This window comes from Streptomyces hiroshimensis (assembly GCF_014650335.1).
GTDB lineage: Bacteria > Actinomycetota > Actinomycetes > Streptomycetales > Streptomycetaceae > Streptomyces > Streptomyces hiroshimensis.
In genome coordinates, this window is sequence record NZ_BMUT01000023.1 from 1 (window position 1) to 13,412 (window position 13,412).

Consider the following 13,412-nt stretch of genomic DNA (forward strand, 5'->3'; position numbering starts at 1 on the left):
GGGTGCCCGTACGAATACGTACGGGCACCCCGGCCCCGCGCAACCGAGCCGTCAGGCTCGCCCACTCAGTGGTGGGCGCCGCCCGCGGCCTCCAGGCGCTTGTACGAGGCCTCGATCTCGGCCTCCGCCTCGGCGCGGCCGACCCAGTCCGCACCCTCGACCGACTTGCCCGGCTCCAGGTCCTTGTAGACCTCGAAGAAGTGCTGGATCTCCAGGCGGTCGAACTCCGACACGTGGTGGATGTCGCGCAGGTGCTCCATGCGCGGGTCGTTCGCCGGGACACACAGCAGCTTGTCGTCGCCGCCGGCCTCGTCCGTCATACGGAACATGCCGATGGCGCGGCACTTGATGAGGCAGCCCGGGAAGGTCGGCTCGTCAAGGATGACGAGGGCGTCCAGCGGGTCGCCGTCCTCACCGAGGGTGTTCTCGACGAAGCCGTAGTCCGCCGGGTAGCTGGTCGAGGTGAAGAGACGGCGGTCCAGGCGGATGCGACCGGTCTCGTGGTCCACCTCGTACTTGTTCCGCGAACCCTTCGGGATCTCGATGGTGACGTCGAACTCCACGGGTGGCTCCTCCATGATCAACACATACGTCTGGTGATTAAGTGTCTCTCACGTGGGTGTGTGCTGGCGAAAGGGGCTGGTCCGGGATGTCGGAGACCAGGTCATGGCGGCTTCCGCCGTGGTGGGGCACGCCCCGGGCGCGGACCGCACGGTTCGCCGCCGTGTCCGCTTTGGCCGGAGTTGTCGTGGCGGGCGCCGCGGTGGGCGCGGCCGGCCCCTGGGAGGGCGGCCAGCGCAGGGCCGAGCGCGCGCGGGCGGCCGCGGACGCAGCGGCCGGCGGCGGCCGCCACGCGGAGCCCGTACGCCCGGCCGCGCCGCCCGTGCTCGCGGCCCTCGGCGGCCGGGCCACGGCCCCGCAGCCGACCCGCGACGGGCTCGGCGGTGCCCTCGACGGCCTCCTGAAGGACTCCGCGCTCGGTGCGCAGACCTCGGCGGCCGTCGTCGACGTCGCGACCGGGCAGCAGCTGTACGGGGCCGACCAGGACACCCCGTACACCCCGGCCTCGACCATCAAGACGGCCACGGCCGCGGCGGCGCTGGCCGCGCTGGGGCCCGGGCACCGCATCGAGACCACCGCCGTGGCCGACGGCGACACCGTCGTGCTCGTCGGCGGGGGAGACCCCACGCTCACGGCCCGCCCCGCCAAGGAGGGGGCGCAGCCCGCCGCGAGCCTGAAGGAGCTGGCGGACGCCACCGCCCGCGGCCTCAAGGTGCGCGGCAAGGGCCGCGTGAAGGTCGCCTACGACGCCTCCCGCTACTCCGGGCCCCCCGTCCACCCCATCGGGCCCAACGAGAACATCGCGCCCGTCAGCGCCCTGATGGTCGACGAGGGCCGGCTGGACGCCTCCGACCGCGGCCCCGCCGAGCGCACCGCGGACCCGGCCGGGGACGCGGCGCGGAAGTTCGCCGGGATGCTGCGCGAGGCGGGCGTCGACGTCGACGGCGATCCGGCCGCGGGGCGCGCGGGTGACAAGGCGGAACGTCTCGCCGCCGTCTCCTCGCCGCCGCTGTCCGCGCTCGTCGAGCGCACCCTCACCAACAGCGACAACGACATCGCCGAGGCGCTGGCCCGGCAGACGGCGCTGGCGTCCGGGCAGCCCGCCGACTTCGAGGGCGCGGCCAGGGCGGTGACCGGCCGCCTGGAGAAGCTCGGCCTGCCGCTGTCCGGGGCCCGCATCGCCGACGGCAGCGGGCTCGACCGCGCGGACCACGTCTCGGCGGCCTTCCTGGCCTCCCTCCTCGCCCGGGCGGCCGACCCGGCCCGCCCGGAGCTGCGGCCGGTCCTGACGGGGCTGCCCGTGGCGGGCTTCAGCGGGACGCTGAGCGGGCGGTACGGGGCGGACGCGGCGGGGCGCGGCGTCGTCCGCGCCAAGACCGGCACGCTCACGGGGGTGAACACGCTGTCGGGCACGGTCGTGGACGCGGACGGGCGGTTGCTGTCGTTCGCCTTCATGACGACGGGTGCGCCGTCCGGCGAGGGTGCGCAGGGGGTGCTGGACCGGCTGGCGACGGCTGTCGCGGGCTGCGGGTGCCGCTGAGCGCTGCGCTCTGGGCACGGACTTCGGCTGCGGGCCGTCTGCGGCCGGTCGCGCAGTTCCCCGCGCCCCTTACGGGGCACGGGGCGTGATGCTGCCCCTCGGAATCTCCCGCCGCAACGGCGGTGCACTCCCACGGCGAGGGTCCGGCGGAATGGACAACCGCCCCGGCCCCGGCCGGAGAACTTCGCTACCCCGAGCGGAGCGGCCCACGTACGGTGAAGCCATGACGAGCATCGGTGGTGCGGAGATGGTCGACTGGAAGCTCGCGGTCGCGACCGCGACCCGGTTCGTACGGCCCGGGCCGGAGGTGAGCCGGGAGGAGGCGCGGGCGGTCGTCGCGGAGCTGCGGCGGCACGCGGCGACCTCGGAGGAGCACGTCAGGGCGTTCACGCGGATGTCGCCCGGCGCGGGGGAGGACGGCAACGGGAGCGACACCCCGGTCCTCGTCGTGGACAGGGCGGGCTGGATCAAGGCGAACGTGGCCGGGTTCCGCGCGATCCTCGGCCCGCTGCTGGAGAAGATGCAGGACCGCCGGGCGAACGTGCCGGGCGGCGCGGTGCTCGGCGCGGTCGGCGGCAAGGTGACCGGCGTGGAGCTGGGGATGCTGCTGTCGTTCCTGGCGTCGCGCGTGCTGGGCCAGTACGAGACGTTCGCCCCGGCGAGCAGGGACCTGCCGGGCTCGGCGGCGGGCGGCGGCCGCCTGCTGCTGGTCGCGCCGAACATCGTCCACGTCGAGCGCGAGCTGGACGTGGACCCGCACGACTTCCGCCTGTGGGTGTGCCTGCACGAGGAGACGCACCGGACGCAGTTCACGGCCGTGCCCTGGCTGCGCGACCACATCGAGGGCGAGATCCAGTCGTTCCTGGGGGAGACCGAGGTCGACCCCGCGACGCTGCTGGAGCGGATCCGGGAGGCCGCCCAGTCGCTGGCCGGGGGCCGTCCTCCGGAGGAGGACGGCGTGGACGAGGGCGGGCGCAGCATCGTGGATCTGGTGCAGACGCCCGCACAGCGGGAGATCCTGGCCCGGCTGACGGCGGTGATGTCGCTGCTGGAGGGCCATGCGGACTATGTGATGGACGGCGTCGGTCCGCAGGTGGTGCCGTCCGTGGCCGAGATCCGGGAGAAGTTCCAGCAGCGGCGGGCCAAGGGCGCGGGCCGGCTGGACGCGGCGCTGCGCAGGCTGCTGGGCCTGGATGCGAAGCTGCGCCAGTACCGTGATGGTGAGCGCTTCGTGCGGGCCGTCGTCGGTGAGGTCGGCATGGACGGCTTCAACAGGGTGTGGACATCCCCGAACACCCTGCCCACCAAGGCGGAGATCGCCAAACCGGCGGACTGGGTCGCAAGGGTGCACCGCCGGACGGAGCCGTGAACCGGAAGCTCCTCCTCCGGGTAGAACGCCTCCGTAATCACCCGTCCGAGGGACCGTAGGTCAGGGGTGGGCGTGCGATGCTCGGGTAATGGCTCGCTTCTGTCACCATCGACGCACACAGCGTGACTGACAGCGTGACTGAAGGCCTCGAAGCTCGCGCAGCTCCGAACGATCTCCATATGGAACGATTGGACACACGGACATGGGTCCACATCCCGCGGTCGCCGCGATACGCCTGGCGGTCCGCCGCGTACTTCACGACGTCCTCACCCCCACCACACCCTCATCCGTCACCCCCGGCGGCCGTGAGCCGCTCGTCCTCGTCGCCTGCTCCGGCGGCGCGGACTCCATGGCCCTCGCCTCCGCCCTCGCCTTCGAGGCCCCCCGCCTCGGCATCCGGGCCGGCGGAGTCACCGTCGACCACGGCCTCCAGCACGGCTCCGACCTGCGCGCCGCAGAGGTGGCGAGCCGCCTCGCCGCCTTCGACCTCGACCCCGTCGAGGCCCTGACCGTCTCCGTCGGCAGGGACGGCGGCCCCGAAGCCGCCGCCCGTGACGCGCGCTACGCCGCCCTCGACGCCGCCGCCGAGCGGCACGGCGCCGTGGCCGTCCTCCTCGGCCACACCCGGGACGACCAGGCGGAGACGGTGCTGCTCGGCCTCGCCCGCGGCTCCGGCACCCGCTCCCTCGCCGGCATGGCCGTCACCTCCGGCGTCGGCGGCCGCTACCGCCGTCCCTTCCTCGGCCTCGACCGGCAGACCGCGCGCAAGGCCTGCATGGTCCAGTCCCTGCCCGTCTGGGACGACCCGCACAACGCCGACCCGGCCTACACCCGCTCCCGGGTCCGCCACGAAGCCCTTCCCGTCCTGGAGAAGGCCCTCGGCAAGGGCGTGATCGAGGCCCTCGCCCGCACCGCCCAGCTCTCCCGGGACGACGCCGACGCCCTGGACGACTGGGCCGCCGCCGTCGAGCCCTCCGTCCGGGACGACAGCGGCGCCCTGGAGACCGCCAAGCTCTACGCCCTGCCGCCCGCGGTCCGCCGCCGGGTGCTGCGCCGGGCGGCCATCTCGGCGGGGTCCCCGGCCGGTTCGCTCTTCGCCCGGCACATCGAGGAAGTCGACCGGCTGATCACCGGATGGCGCGGCCAGGGAGCCATCAATCTGCCCGGGCGGGTCGCGGTCCGCAGGCAGGGTGGCAGACTGGTCCTCCGGCAGGGCTGATTCGAACGGGCACGAACGTCACGAACGGGCCTCAGCTCGCCGCGGAAATGCCGGACGATCCGTAGACAAGCGAGAGTGGCGCGGGTGGACGACAAGGACATGGGCACCGACCTCAAGTCGGTGCTCATCACCAAGGAAGAGATCGACGCGAAGCTGGCGGAGCTGGCTGCGAAGATCGACGCGGAGTACGCGGGCAAGGACCTGCTGATCGTCGGTGTCCTCAAGGGCGCCGTGATGGTGATGGCGGACCTGGCGCGTGCGCTCTCCAACCCCGTCACGATGGACTGGATGGCCGTGTCCTCGTACGGCGCGGGCACCCAGTCCTCCGGCGTGGTCCGCATCCTCAAGGACCTCGACACCGACATCAAGGGCAAGGACGTCCTGATCGTCGAGGACATCATCGACTCCGGCCTGACCCTGTCGTGGCTGCTGTCGAACCTCGGCTCCCGCGAGCCCGCCTCGCTCAACGTCGTCACCCTCCTGCGCAAGCCGGAGGCGGCCAAGGTCGCGATCGACGTCAAGTGGGTCGGCTTCGACATCCCCAACGAGTTCGTCGTCGGCTACGGTCTGGACTTCGCCGAGAAGTACCGCAACCTGCCCTTCGTGGGCACGCTCGCGCCGCACGTCTACGGCGGCTGAGCCCCCGGGCCTGGTCGGCGGCCCCCACCGGCGCGCGGGAACCGAATGAGGGTTCCCGCCGTTGGAGCAGGGTAAGGCGGGTTGGTTGACCGTCTGCAGCGGCGTCGGGAGACAATGCTGGGGTACCGTCCGAAGGTCAGTCTTTTTCAGGCTTTCAAGTCAAGCTTTCAAGGTCGAGCAGGACACCGTACGCACAGGCACCCCACTCAGGGGCTGGCCGTGCCTCACTGTGGCAGGAGGGACGGGGCGCTCGCGCCCCGTATGGATGGACGTGAAGCGCTACTTCCGTGGGCCGGTCATGTGGATCGTGCTGGCCGTCCTCGCCGTGGTCGTGTTGATGCAGGTCGTCGGCTCCGGCGGCGGCTACAAGTCGGTGGACACCAGCCAGGTCGTCAACGCGATCAACAAGGACCTGGTGAAATCGGCCGAGCTGACGACCGGCGACGAGAACAAGATCAAGGTTGAGCTCAAGGACGGCCAGAAGGTCAAGGGCTCCAGCAAGATCCAGGCGAACTACATCGGCGAGCAGGGCGTCGACATCGCCAAGTCCCTGCAGGCCAACGCCGAGAAGAACATGATCCCGGAGGGATACAACGTCTCGACGTCCAAGCAGAACCCGTTCATCAGTGTTCTGCTGTCGTTGCTGCCGTTCGTCCTCATCGTCGTGGTCTTCCTGTTCCTGATGAATCAGATGCAGGGCGGCGGCTCCCGGGTGATGAACTTCGGGAAGTCCAAGGCCAAGCTGATCACCAAGGACACCCCCAAGACGACGTTCTCCGACGTCGCCGGCGCCGACGAGGCCGTCGAGGAGCTCCACGAGATCAAGGAGTTCCTGCAGGAGCCGGCGAAGTTCCAGGCCGTCGGCGCCAAGATCCCCAAGGGTGTGCTGCTCTACGGCCCGCCCGGTACGGGCAAGACGCTCCTCGCGCGCGCCGTCGCCGGCGAGGCGGGCGTTCCGTTCTACTCGATCTCCGGCTCCGACTTCGTCGAGATGTTCGTGGGTGTCGGCGCCTCCCGCGTCCGTGACCTCTTCGAGCAGGCCAAGGCCAACGCCCCGGCCATCGTCTTCGTCGACGAGATCGACGCCGTCGGCCGGCACCGCGGCGCGGGCCTCGGCGGCGGTCACGACGAGCGCGAGCAGACGCTGAACCAGCTCCTCGTCGAGATGGACGGCTTCGACGTCAAGGGCGGCGTCATCCTGATCGCCGCCACCAACCGTCCCGACATCCTCGACCCGGCGCTGCTGCGCCCCGGCCGCTTCGACCGGCAGATCGCCGTCGACCGCCCGGACATGCAGGGCCGTCTGGAGATCCTCAAGGTCCACCAGAAGGGCAAGCCGGTCGCCCCGGACGTCGACCTGTCGGCCGTCGCCCGCCGCACCCCCGGCTTCACCGGTGCCGATCTCTCCAACGTGCTCAACGAGGCCGCCCTGCTGACGGCCCGCAGCGACCGCAAGCTGATCGACAACCACATGCTGGACGAGGCGATCGACCGCGTCGTGGCCGGCCCGCAGAAGCGGACCCGGATCATGAGCGACAAGGAGAAGAAGATCACCGCGTACCACGAGGGCGGACACGCCCTGGTCGCGGCGGCCTCCCCGAACTCCGACCCGGTGCACAAGATCACGATCCTGTCCCGCGGCCGCGCCCTCGGCTACACCATGGTCCTGCCGGACGAGGACAAGTACTCCACCACGCGCAACGAAATGCTCGACCAGCTGGCGTACATGCTGGGTGGCCGCGCGGCGGAGGAGCTCGTCTTCCACGACCCGACCACCGGTGCCGCCAACGACATCGAGAAGGCCACCGCCACGGCCCGCGCGATGGTCACGCAGTACGGCATGACCGAGCGCCTCGGCGCGATCAAGTTCGGCTCCGACAATTCCGAGCCGTTCCTGGGCCGCGAGATGTCGCACCAGCGCGACTACTCCGAAGAGGTCGCCGCGCTGGTCGACGAAGAGGTCAAGAAGCTCATCGAGACCGCGCACAACGAGGCGTGGGAGATCCTCGTCGAGAACCGCGACGTCCTCGACAACCTGGTTCTGGCCCTCCTGGAGAAGGAGACGCTGAACAAGGAGGAGATCGCCGAGGTCTTCAAGCACATCGTGAAGCGCCCGGCCCGCCCGGCGTGGACCGGCTCCTCGCGCCGCACCCCCTCCACCCGCCCGCCGGTGCTCTCCCCCAAGGAGCTCGCGCCGAGCAACGGCGGCCAGGCCATGGAGTCGCTCGACCTCCCGGACGACGCCCGCCCGGAGAGCTGAGCCGCCGCACAGGCCCTGCCGGGCCCTGCACCACAGGGCCCGGAATGGATGCCGCGTCACCCAGGTTTTAGCCTGGGGGACGCGGCATCCCGTTTATCCGGGCGGTGCCGGTTGCTACGAACGCACGAGAGAACGAGGCACTCCATGACCGACCCGGTGACGCTGGACGCCGAGCGGAACGTCGGCGTATTCGACGAGAAGCGCGCCGAGAACGCGGTGCGGGAGCTGCTGCTCGCCGTGGGCGAGGACCCCGACCGCGAGGGTCTGCGGGAGACGCCGGCCCGGGTGGCGCGCGCGTACAAGGAGATATTCGCGGGTCTCTGGCAGGAGCCGGAGGACGTCCTGACCACGACGTTCGACCTCGGGCACGACGAGATGGTGCTCGTGCGCGACATCGAGGTCTACAGCACCTGTGAGCACCACCTGGTGCCGTTCCACGGCGTGGCGCACGTCGGCTACATCCCGTCGACCAGCGGGAAGATCACCGGGCTGTCGAAGCTGGCCCGCCTGGTGGACGTCTACGCCCGCCGGCCGCAGGTCCAGGAGCGGCTGACGACGCAGATCGCGGACTCGCTGATGGAGATCCTGGAGCCGCGGGGCGTGGTCGTGGTCATCGAGTGCGAGCACATGTGCATGTCGATGCGGGGCATCCGCAAGCCGGGGGCGAAGACGCTGACCTCGGCGGTGCGGGGGCAGCTGCGTGACCCGGCCACGCGGGCCGAGGCGATGAGCCTGATCATGGCTCGATAGCGGGGGCTGTCCCTGCAGGAGTGCGCAAAAAAATGCCCGCCGCAGCGGCGATCAGCCACGGCGGCGGGTGTCCGGCGGAATGTACTCGGCGGAACCGGTACGTTCCAGGCGCGCTACGCGCTCAGACGGCTGCCCATCCATTTCAGCGTCGGGTTCAGCTCACGACGCCAGGTGTTGAAGTTGTGACCGCCCGTGTCCAGGATGATCGACGAGACCCGGGCGGGAGCCTTCACGCTCTCGATGAACTTCAGGGTGTCCTTGTAGTTGTGCTCGCCCTGCTTGCTGGTGGTCACCAGCAGCGAGACGGGCGGCATGTCCTTGTGCTTCAGCCGCCACAGCAGGTCGTTCTCGTTCTCCAGCTGCTTGCTGCCGCCGAAGAGGGAACCGGTGGTCGGGTCCTGCGGGGCCTTGTAGTAGCCCGAGAGCGCGGCCGCGGCGCTGTACGCGTCGGGGTGACGCATGGCGATCTTCAGCGCGCAGTAGCCGCCGGTGGAGTCGCCGATCATGCCCCAGTTCGCGGCCTTGTCGCCCACGCGGTAGTGCTGGGAGACGGCCTTGCGCAGGTCCTTGGTGAAGAAGGTCTCGGCCTGCGGGCCCTTCGGTATGTCCATGCACTCGGTGTCGCGCTGGCCGACGATGGACGGACGCATCATCACCAGAACGGTGGGCTGCATCTTCTTGTCCTTGCTCAGCTTGTGCGCGCGGACGGGGTAGTCGAGCCCTTTGATGAGCGCCTCGGCGGTGCCCGGGTATCCGGTCAGGACGACGGATGCGGGAAATTTGCGGTTCGCGTACTCCGGCTGAAAGTACTCCGGCGGCAGATACACGTAGGCCGGGCCGTTGATCTTCGATTCGACGCCGGCGACCTGGATCTTTTCGATCTTTCCGCCGACGCGCGGGACATTGCCCCGCGGCACCTTCACGGCCTGGGTGTTCACGACCTGCACCCGCTTGCCGCTGGCGCTGTGGTCGACGACCACGCCCTCTTCCTTGACCTGACCGAAGAGGTCGGCCCAGGAGCCGTAGAAGCCGAAGGACTGGTTGGCCCACAGACCGATCGCAGCGAACAGGGTGAGCTGTGTGGCCAGCATCATGCCCACCCTGCCGAGTATGGAGCCCACGCTCCGTTTGCCCAGGCGGGGCCAGAGCCAAATCGTCAACGCGAAGAGCACTACCGCAGCCGCGATGGCAAGCAGCAGTACTGCCATGCTGGTGAGACCCATGAGGTGCTTTCTGCCGAGGCGACCCGGCGCCGAGTCGCGGAATGGTTACTTCTTTCCGGGCTCGGCCCCCCGCGGAACCTCAACCCCGAATCCGTCGTCCTACAGGGCGCACATTGTCCGGGCGCTGCTGCCAGATGGCGCAGGTCCACTCGACAGGACGACGGGAAGAGATGTCTGTCAGGGTAGATGGCAAAAAGTCCGATGGGGTTCCCGAGGGAACCAAGCGACTGTCGAGGCTTGCGCGTATCGTCAGAGGGCCCAAGCCCGAGAACGTGCCTGCCGTCGTGGGAACGGTCGCCGCTCTCATCGGCCTGGTGGACGTCCTTGCCGGTGTCGTTCCGCGGTTCCGCTGGAGCAAGGTCCACAGTCTCGCCGAGGTACTGCCCGGCTCCGTGACCCAGCTGGCCGCGGCCGGCTCGATCATCGTCGGCATCCTGCTGCTGATGCTCGCCCACGGGCTCAAGCGGGCCAAGCAGCGCGCCTGGCTCGCCGCCGTCGTGCTGCTGCCGATAGGGGCCGCCGCGCAGCTGGTCTACCGCCACTCGTACATCGGCGCGATCCTGTCGCTGCTGCTCTTCATCTACCTCGTGTGGCACAAGAGCTCCTTCTACGCGCTGCCGGACCCGCGCAGCCGCTGGAAGGTCGCGGCCAACTTCATCCTGATGGGCGCGTTCAGCTTCGGCCTCGGCTGGGTGATCGTCGGCTCGCACCCGGACCAGATGATCGGCGACCCGCCGGTCATCGAGCAGATCGAGCACGTGATCTGGGGCCTCTTCGGCTTCGAGGGCTCGATCCGCTACACCGAGCACGTCGACTACACCGTCGGCTACTCCCTGGGCGCCCTCGGTCTGCTGACCGTGGCCACCACCGCCTACCTGGCCTTCATGCCGGCCTACCCGGCCGCCGTCCTCACCGAGGAGGACGAGGACAAGCTGCGCGAGCTGCTCGCCAAGCACGGCGCCCGCGACTCGCTCGGCCACTTCGCGCTGCGCCGTGACAAGAGCGCGGTCTTCTCGCCCTCCGGCAAGGCGGCCGTCTCCTACCGCGTCGTCTCCGGCGTGATGCTCGCGAGCGGTGACCCCATCGGTGACGTCGAGGCCTGGCCGGGCGCCATCGAGAAGTTCATGGAGCTGGCCAAGCGCCACTCCTGGACGCCCGCCGTCGCCGGCTGCAGCGAGACCGGCGGCGAGGTCTGGACCCGCGAGACCGGGCTCGACGCCCTGGAGATGGGCGACGAGGCCATCGTCGAGGTGGCCGACTTCTCCCTGACCGGCCGTTCCATGCGCAACGTCCGCCAGATGGTCAAGCGCATCGAGCGCAACGGTTACAGCACCAAGGTGCGCCGCGTCGGCGACCTCTCCCCGGAGGAGCTGGAGGCCGTCCAGAAGGCCGCCAACGCCTGGCGCGACACCGAGGACGAGCGCGGCTTCTCCATGGCCCTGGGCCGCATCGGCGACCCGAAGGACCTGGACGCCATCATCGCGACCGCCCACAAGGACCCGGAGGAGGGCGAGGACTGCCCGTTCGGCGACCTGCGCGCCATGCAGCACTACGTGCCGTGGGGCCCGGACGGCAGCTCCCTGGAGCTCATGCGCCGTGACCGCAGCGCGGACCCGGGCATGAACGAGCTCCTGATCGTCGCCTTCCTGCAGGCCGCGCCCGAGCTCAAGGTCAAGCGCCTGTCGCTGAACTTCGCGTTCTTCCGCTCGGCCCTGGAGCGCGGCGGCAAGCTGGGCGCCGGCCCGGTCGTGCGCATCCAGCGCTCGGTGCTGGTCTTCCTCTCGCGCTGGTTCCAGATCGAGTCGCTGTACAAGTTCAACGAGAAGTTCCGGCCGCGCTGGGAGCCGCGCTTCATCGTCTTCCCCAACAGCCGCGACCTGCCCCGCATCGGCTTCGCGATGATGCAGGCGGAGGGCTTCCTGGAGCTGCCGCGTCTGCTGCGCCGCCGCCCGGCGCCGCCGAAGGACGTCCTGGAGGACGCCGACGAGCAGGTCTCGGCCTCGGAGGTCACGCGCGCGGCGTGAGCGCGGCGTGAGCCCCGCGTGAGTGCGCGGTGGTGATACCGCGGAAAGTGTGTGCGGCAGTGCCCCCGACCGGCTTCCGGTCGGGGGCACTCCTCTTTGCGGCACGCCCTAGGCTGGTCCCATGAGTACCTTGCGCGGTCGTCACGGGCCCGTCGGTCTGCCGGAGTGGAATCGCTGTGCGGTGATGGGCGTCGTCAACGTCACGCCGGACTCGTTCTCCGACGGCGGGCGCTGGTTCGACTCCGAACTCGCGGTCAAGCGCGGTCTCGATCTGATCGCCGGCGGTGCGGACCTCGTCGACGTGGGCGGCGAGTCCACCCGCCCCGGCGCCGCGCGGGTGGACGAGGGCGAGGAGCTGCGCCGGGTGGTCCCGGTGGTCCGCGAGCTGGTGGCCGAGGGCGCCGTGGTGTCGGTGGACACCATGCGGGCCTCGGTCGCGGAGGCGGCCGTCGAGGCCGGAGCGGCCCTGGTCAACGATGTGAGCGGCGGGCTCGCCGACCCCGCGATGGTGCCTGTCGTGGCCACGGCCCGGGTGCCCTTCGTGGTGATGCACTGGCGCGGCTTCAGCGCCGACATGAACAGCAGGGCGGTCTACGGGGACGTCGTCGGCGAGGTGCTCGCCGAGCTGCAGCAGCGGCTGGACGCCGTGGTCGCGGCGGGCGTCGACCCCGAGCGGCTCGTGGTGGACCCGGGCCTGGGCTTCGCCAAGAGCGCCGAGCACGACCTCGCGCTGGTCGCGGGCCTTGCGCGGCTGCGCCGGGAGCTGGCGCTGCCGCTGCTGGTGGCCGCCTCCCGCAAGCGCTTCCTCGGCCGGGTGCTGGCCGGCCCCGGGGGCGAGCCGCCGCCGGCCCGGGAGCGGGACGCCGCGACGGCCGCCGTCTCGGCGCTCTCGGCGCGCGAGGGCGCGTGGGCGGTGCGGGTGCACGAGGTGCGGGCCAGCGCGGATGCGGTGCGCGTGGTGCAGGCGGTGCACGAGGCCGGTGAGGTCGGTAAGGCCGGGCAGGTCGCGGAGGCGGCGCGGGTGGCGGGTGCGGCGGGCGCGGCAGGCGCCGAGGGGGGCATGTGAGCACCGCTCGTACGGACAGCGAGCAGGTCGAGCTGGCGAACACCGCGCTGTACGAGGCGGTGGAGCGCGGCGACACGGCCGCGATGGGCCGGCTGTGGCTGGACGATCCCGACGCCGAGGTGTCGTGCGTCCACCCGGGGTGGCCGGTGCTGCGCGGGCGGAACGAGGTGCTCCGCTCGTATGCGCTGATCATGGCGAGCACGGACTACATCCAGTTCTTCCTCACCGACGTCGAGGTCTCGGTCGCCGGCGACACCGCCCTCGTCACCTGCACGGAGAACATCCTCAGCGGCGGCCCGGCCGAGGAGGAGGGGGAGCTCGGCCCGCTGGTGGGGCAGCTCGTCGTGGCGACGAACGCCTTCCGGCGCGTCGGCGAGGAGTGGAAGGTGTGGTCGCACCACGGCTCGCCCGTGCTCGCCGGGCGCGAGGACGAGGAGGATGAGGGGGACGGCGCGAACGGCGCGGAGGGCATTTCGGGAGGGTGACGTATCTCGCGTCACACCGGCCTCACGGGAGTCGCTCTGCGTCAGCGCGGCGGGATGGTCGCCACTCGTTCGGGCTGCTCGGTGGGCGGGTAGGGGTGGGGGACGGGGTCGCCGGGTAAGCGCGGCGCGAGCCGGGAGGGGACGGGCGTGGTGCCCGTCCGAAAGAGCCTGAAACATCCGGAAGTATCCGTAGATATGTACACCAACCCCTAGCGTCCATGTGCGAGCGCTGTCGGTGCTCGCAGGTAGATTCGACGTGGGTACCGGGCATCGGAG

Annotated in this window: 11 protein-coding genes; 9 read left to right on the forward strand and 2 right to left on the reverse strand. The window is 70.8% G+C overall.

Translation table 11 applies throughout. The features are described 5' to 3' along the window. Positions 1 to 65 precede the first annotated feature (65 nt). Positions 66 to 563: an inorganic diphosphatase gene (locus tag IE241_RS32625; RefSeq protein ID WP_030367366.1), complete on the reverse strand. Its 498-nt coding sequence runs from the start codon at positions 561 to 563 to the stop codon at positions 66 to 68. Positions 564 to 724: 161 nt separating this feature from the next. Here IE241_RS32625 and dacB point away from each other — a divergent pair, with 161 nt between their 5' ends. From dacB to folE, 6 genes are all read left to right on the forward strand, one after another. Continuing rightward, entirely contained in the window at positions 725 to 2,101 is a 1,377-nt protein-coding gene (gene dacB, locus IE241_RS32630; protein WP_308433772.1) for a D-alanyl-D-alanine carboxypeptidase/D-alanyl-D-alanine endopeptidase, read from the forward strand. A 223-nt stretch (positions 2,102 to 2,324) separates the two neighbouring features. Beyond that, positions 2,325 to 3,470 (forward strand): Rv3626c family coenzyme F420 biosynthesis-associated protein, encoded by a 1,146-nt coding sequence (locus IE241_RS32635; protein WP_190025491.1) that lies wholly within the window; start codon positions 2,325 to 2,327, stop codon positions 3,468 to 3,470. A 202-nt stretch (positions 3,471 to 3,672) separates the two neighbouring features. After that, positions 3,673 to 4,689 carry a tRNA lysidine(34) synthetase TilS gene (gene tilS, locus IE241_RS32640; protein ID WP_190025492.1) on the forward strand — a complete coding sequence of 339 codons (1,017 nt, stop codon included), beginning with the start codon at positions 3,673 to 3,675 and terminating at the stop codon, positions 4,687 to 4,689. A gap of 99 nt (positions 4,690 to 4,788) precedes the next feature. Then, entirely contained in the window at positions 4,789 to 5,328 is a 540-nt protein-coding gene (hpt, locus tag IE241_RS32645) for a hypoxanthine phosphoribosyltransferase (protein WP_058047052.1), read from the forward strand. Positions 5,329 to 5,593: 265 nt separating this feature from the next. Then, a complete protein-coding gene (ftsH, locus tag IE241_RS32650) occupies positions 5,594 to 7,588 on the forward strand; it encodes an ATP-dependent zinc metalloprotease FtsH (RefSeq protein WP_190025493.1) in 1,995 nt (664 codons plus the stop codon). A gap of 144 nt (positions 7,589 to 7,732) precedes the next feature. Then, positions 7,733 to 8,338 (forward strand): GTP cyclohydrolase I FolE, encoded by a 606-nt coding sequence (gene folE, locus IE241_RS32655; RefSeq protein ID WP_190025494.1) that lies wholly within the window; start codon positions 7,733 to 7,735, stop codon positions 8,336 to 8,338. 113 nt (positions 8,339 to 8,451) lie between these two features. Here folE and IE241_RS32660 read toward each other — a convergent pair whose 3' ends face one another. Continuing rightward, positions 8,452 to 9,561 carry an alpha/beta hydrolase gene (locus tag IE241_RS32660; protein ID WP_190025495.1) on the reverse strand — a complete coding sequence of 370 codons (1,110 nt, stop codon included), beginning with the start codon at positions 9,559 to 9,561 and terminating at the stop codon, positions 8,452 to 8,454. A 170-nt stretch (positions 9,562 to 9,731) separates the two neighbouring features. On the opposite strand from IE241_RS32660, the gene IE241_RS32665 reads away from it, so the two are divergent. The 3 genes from IE241_RS32665 (at position 9,732) to IE241_RS32675 (ending at position 13,136) form a co-directional block, all read left to right on the forward strand. Beyond that, positions 9,732 to 11,585: a phosphatidylglycerol lysyltransferase domain-containing protein gene (locus IE241_RS32665; RefSeq protein ID WP_190025496.1), complete on the forward strand. Its 1,854-nt coding sequence runs from the start codon at positions 9,732 to 9,734 to the stop codon at positions 11,583 to 11,585. 121 nt (positions 11,586 to 11,706) lie between these two features. Continuing rightward, the gene (gene folP, locus IE241_RS32670; protein ID WP_190025497.1) at positions 11,707 to 12,651 is read left to right on the forward strand and encodes a dihydropteroate synthase; all 945 of its coding nucleotides are present in this window, start codon (positions 11,707 to 11,709) and stop codon (positions 12,649 to 12,651) included. Next, positions 12,648 to 13,136 carry a nuclear transport factor 2 family protein gene (locus IE241_RS32675; RefSeq protein ID WP_190025498.1) on the forward strand — a complete coding sequence of 163 codons (489 nt, stop codon included), beginning with the start codon at positions 12,648 to 12,650 and terminating at the stop codon, positions 13,134 to 13,136. Before folP ends, IE241_RS32675 begins: the two co-directional genes overlap by 4 nt. Positions 13,137 to 13,412: the final 276 nt, after the last annotated feature.

Bases quoted from the DNA above. Each gene is read 5' to 3' on its own strand.
- IE241_RS32635 (WP_190025491.1), top strand. From the start codon at position 2,325: ATGACGAGCATCGGTGGTGCGGAGATGGTCGACTGGAAGCTCGCGGTC.
- tilS (WP_190025492.1), top strand. From the start codon at position 3,673: ATGGGTCCACATCCCGCGGTCGCCGCGATACGCCTGGCGGTCCGCCGC.
- hpt (WP_058047052.1), top strand. From the start codon at position 4,789: ATGGGCACCGACCTCAAGTCGGTGCTCATCACCAAGGAAGAGATCGAC.
- ftsH (WP_190025493.1), top strand. From the start codon at position 5,594: ATGGACGTGAAGCGCTACTTCCGTGGGCCGGTCATGTGGATCGTGCTG.
- folE (WP_190025494.1), top strand. From the start codon at position 7,733: ATGACCGACCCGGTGACGCTGGACGCCGAGCGGAACGTCGGCGTATTC.
- IE241_RS32660 (WP_190025495.1), bottom strand. From the start codon at position 9,561: ATGGGTCTCACCAGCATGGCAGTACTGCTGCTTGCCATCGCGGCTGCG.
- IE241_RS32665 (WP_190025496.1), top strand. From the start codon at position 9,732: ATGTCTGTCAGGGTAGATGGCAAAAAGTCCGATGGGGTTCCCGAGGGA.
- folP (WP_190025497.1), top strand. From the start codon at position 11,707: ATGAGTACCTTGCGCGGTCGTCACGGGCCCGTCGGTCTGCCGGAGTGG.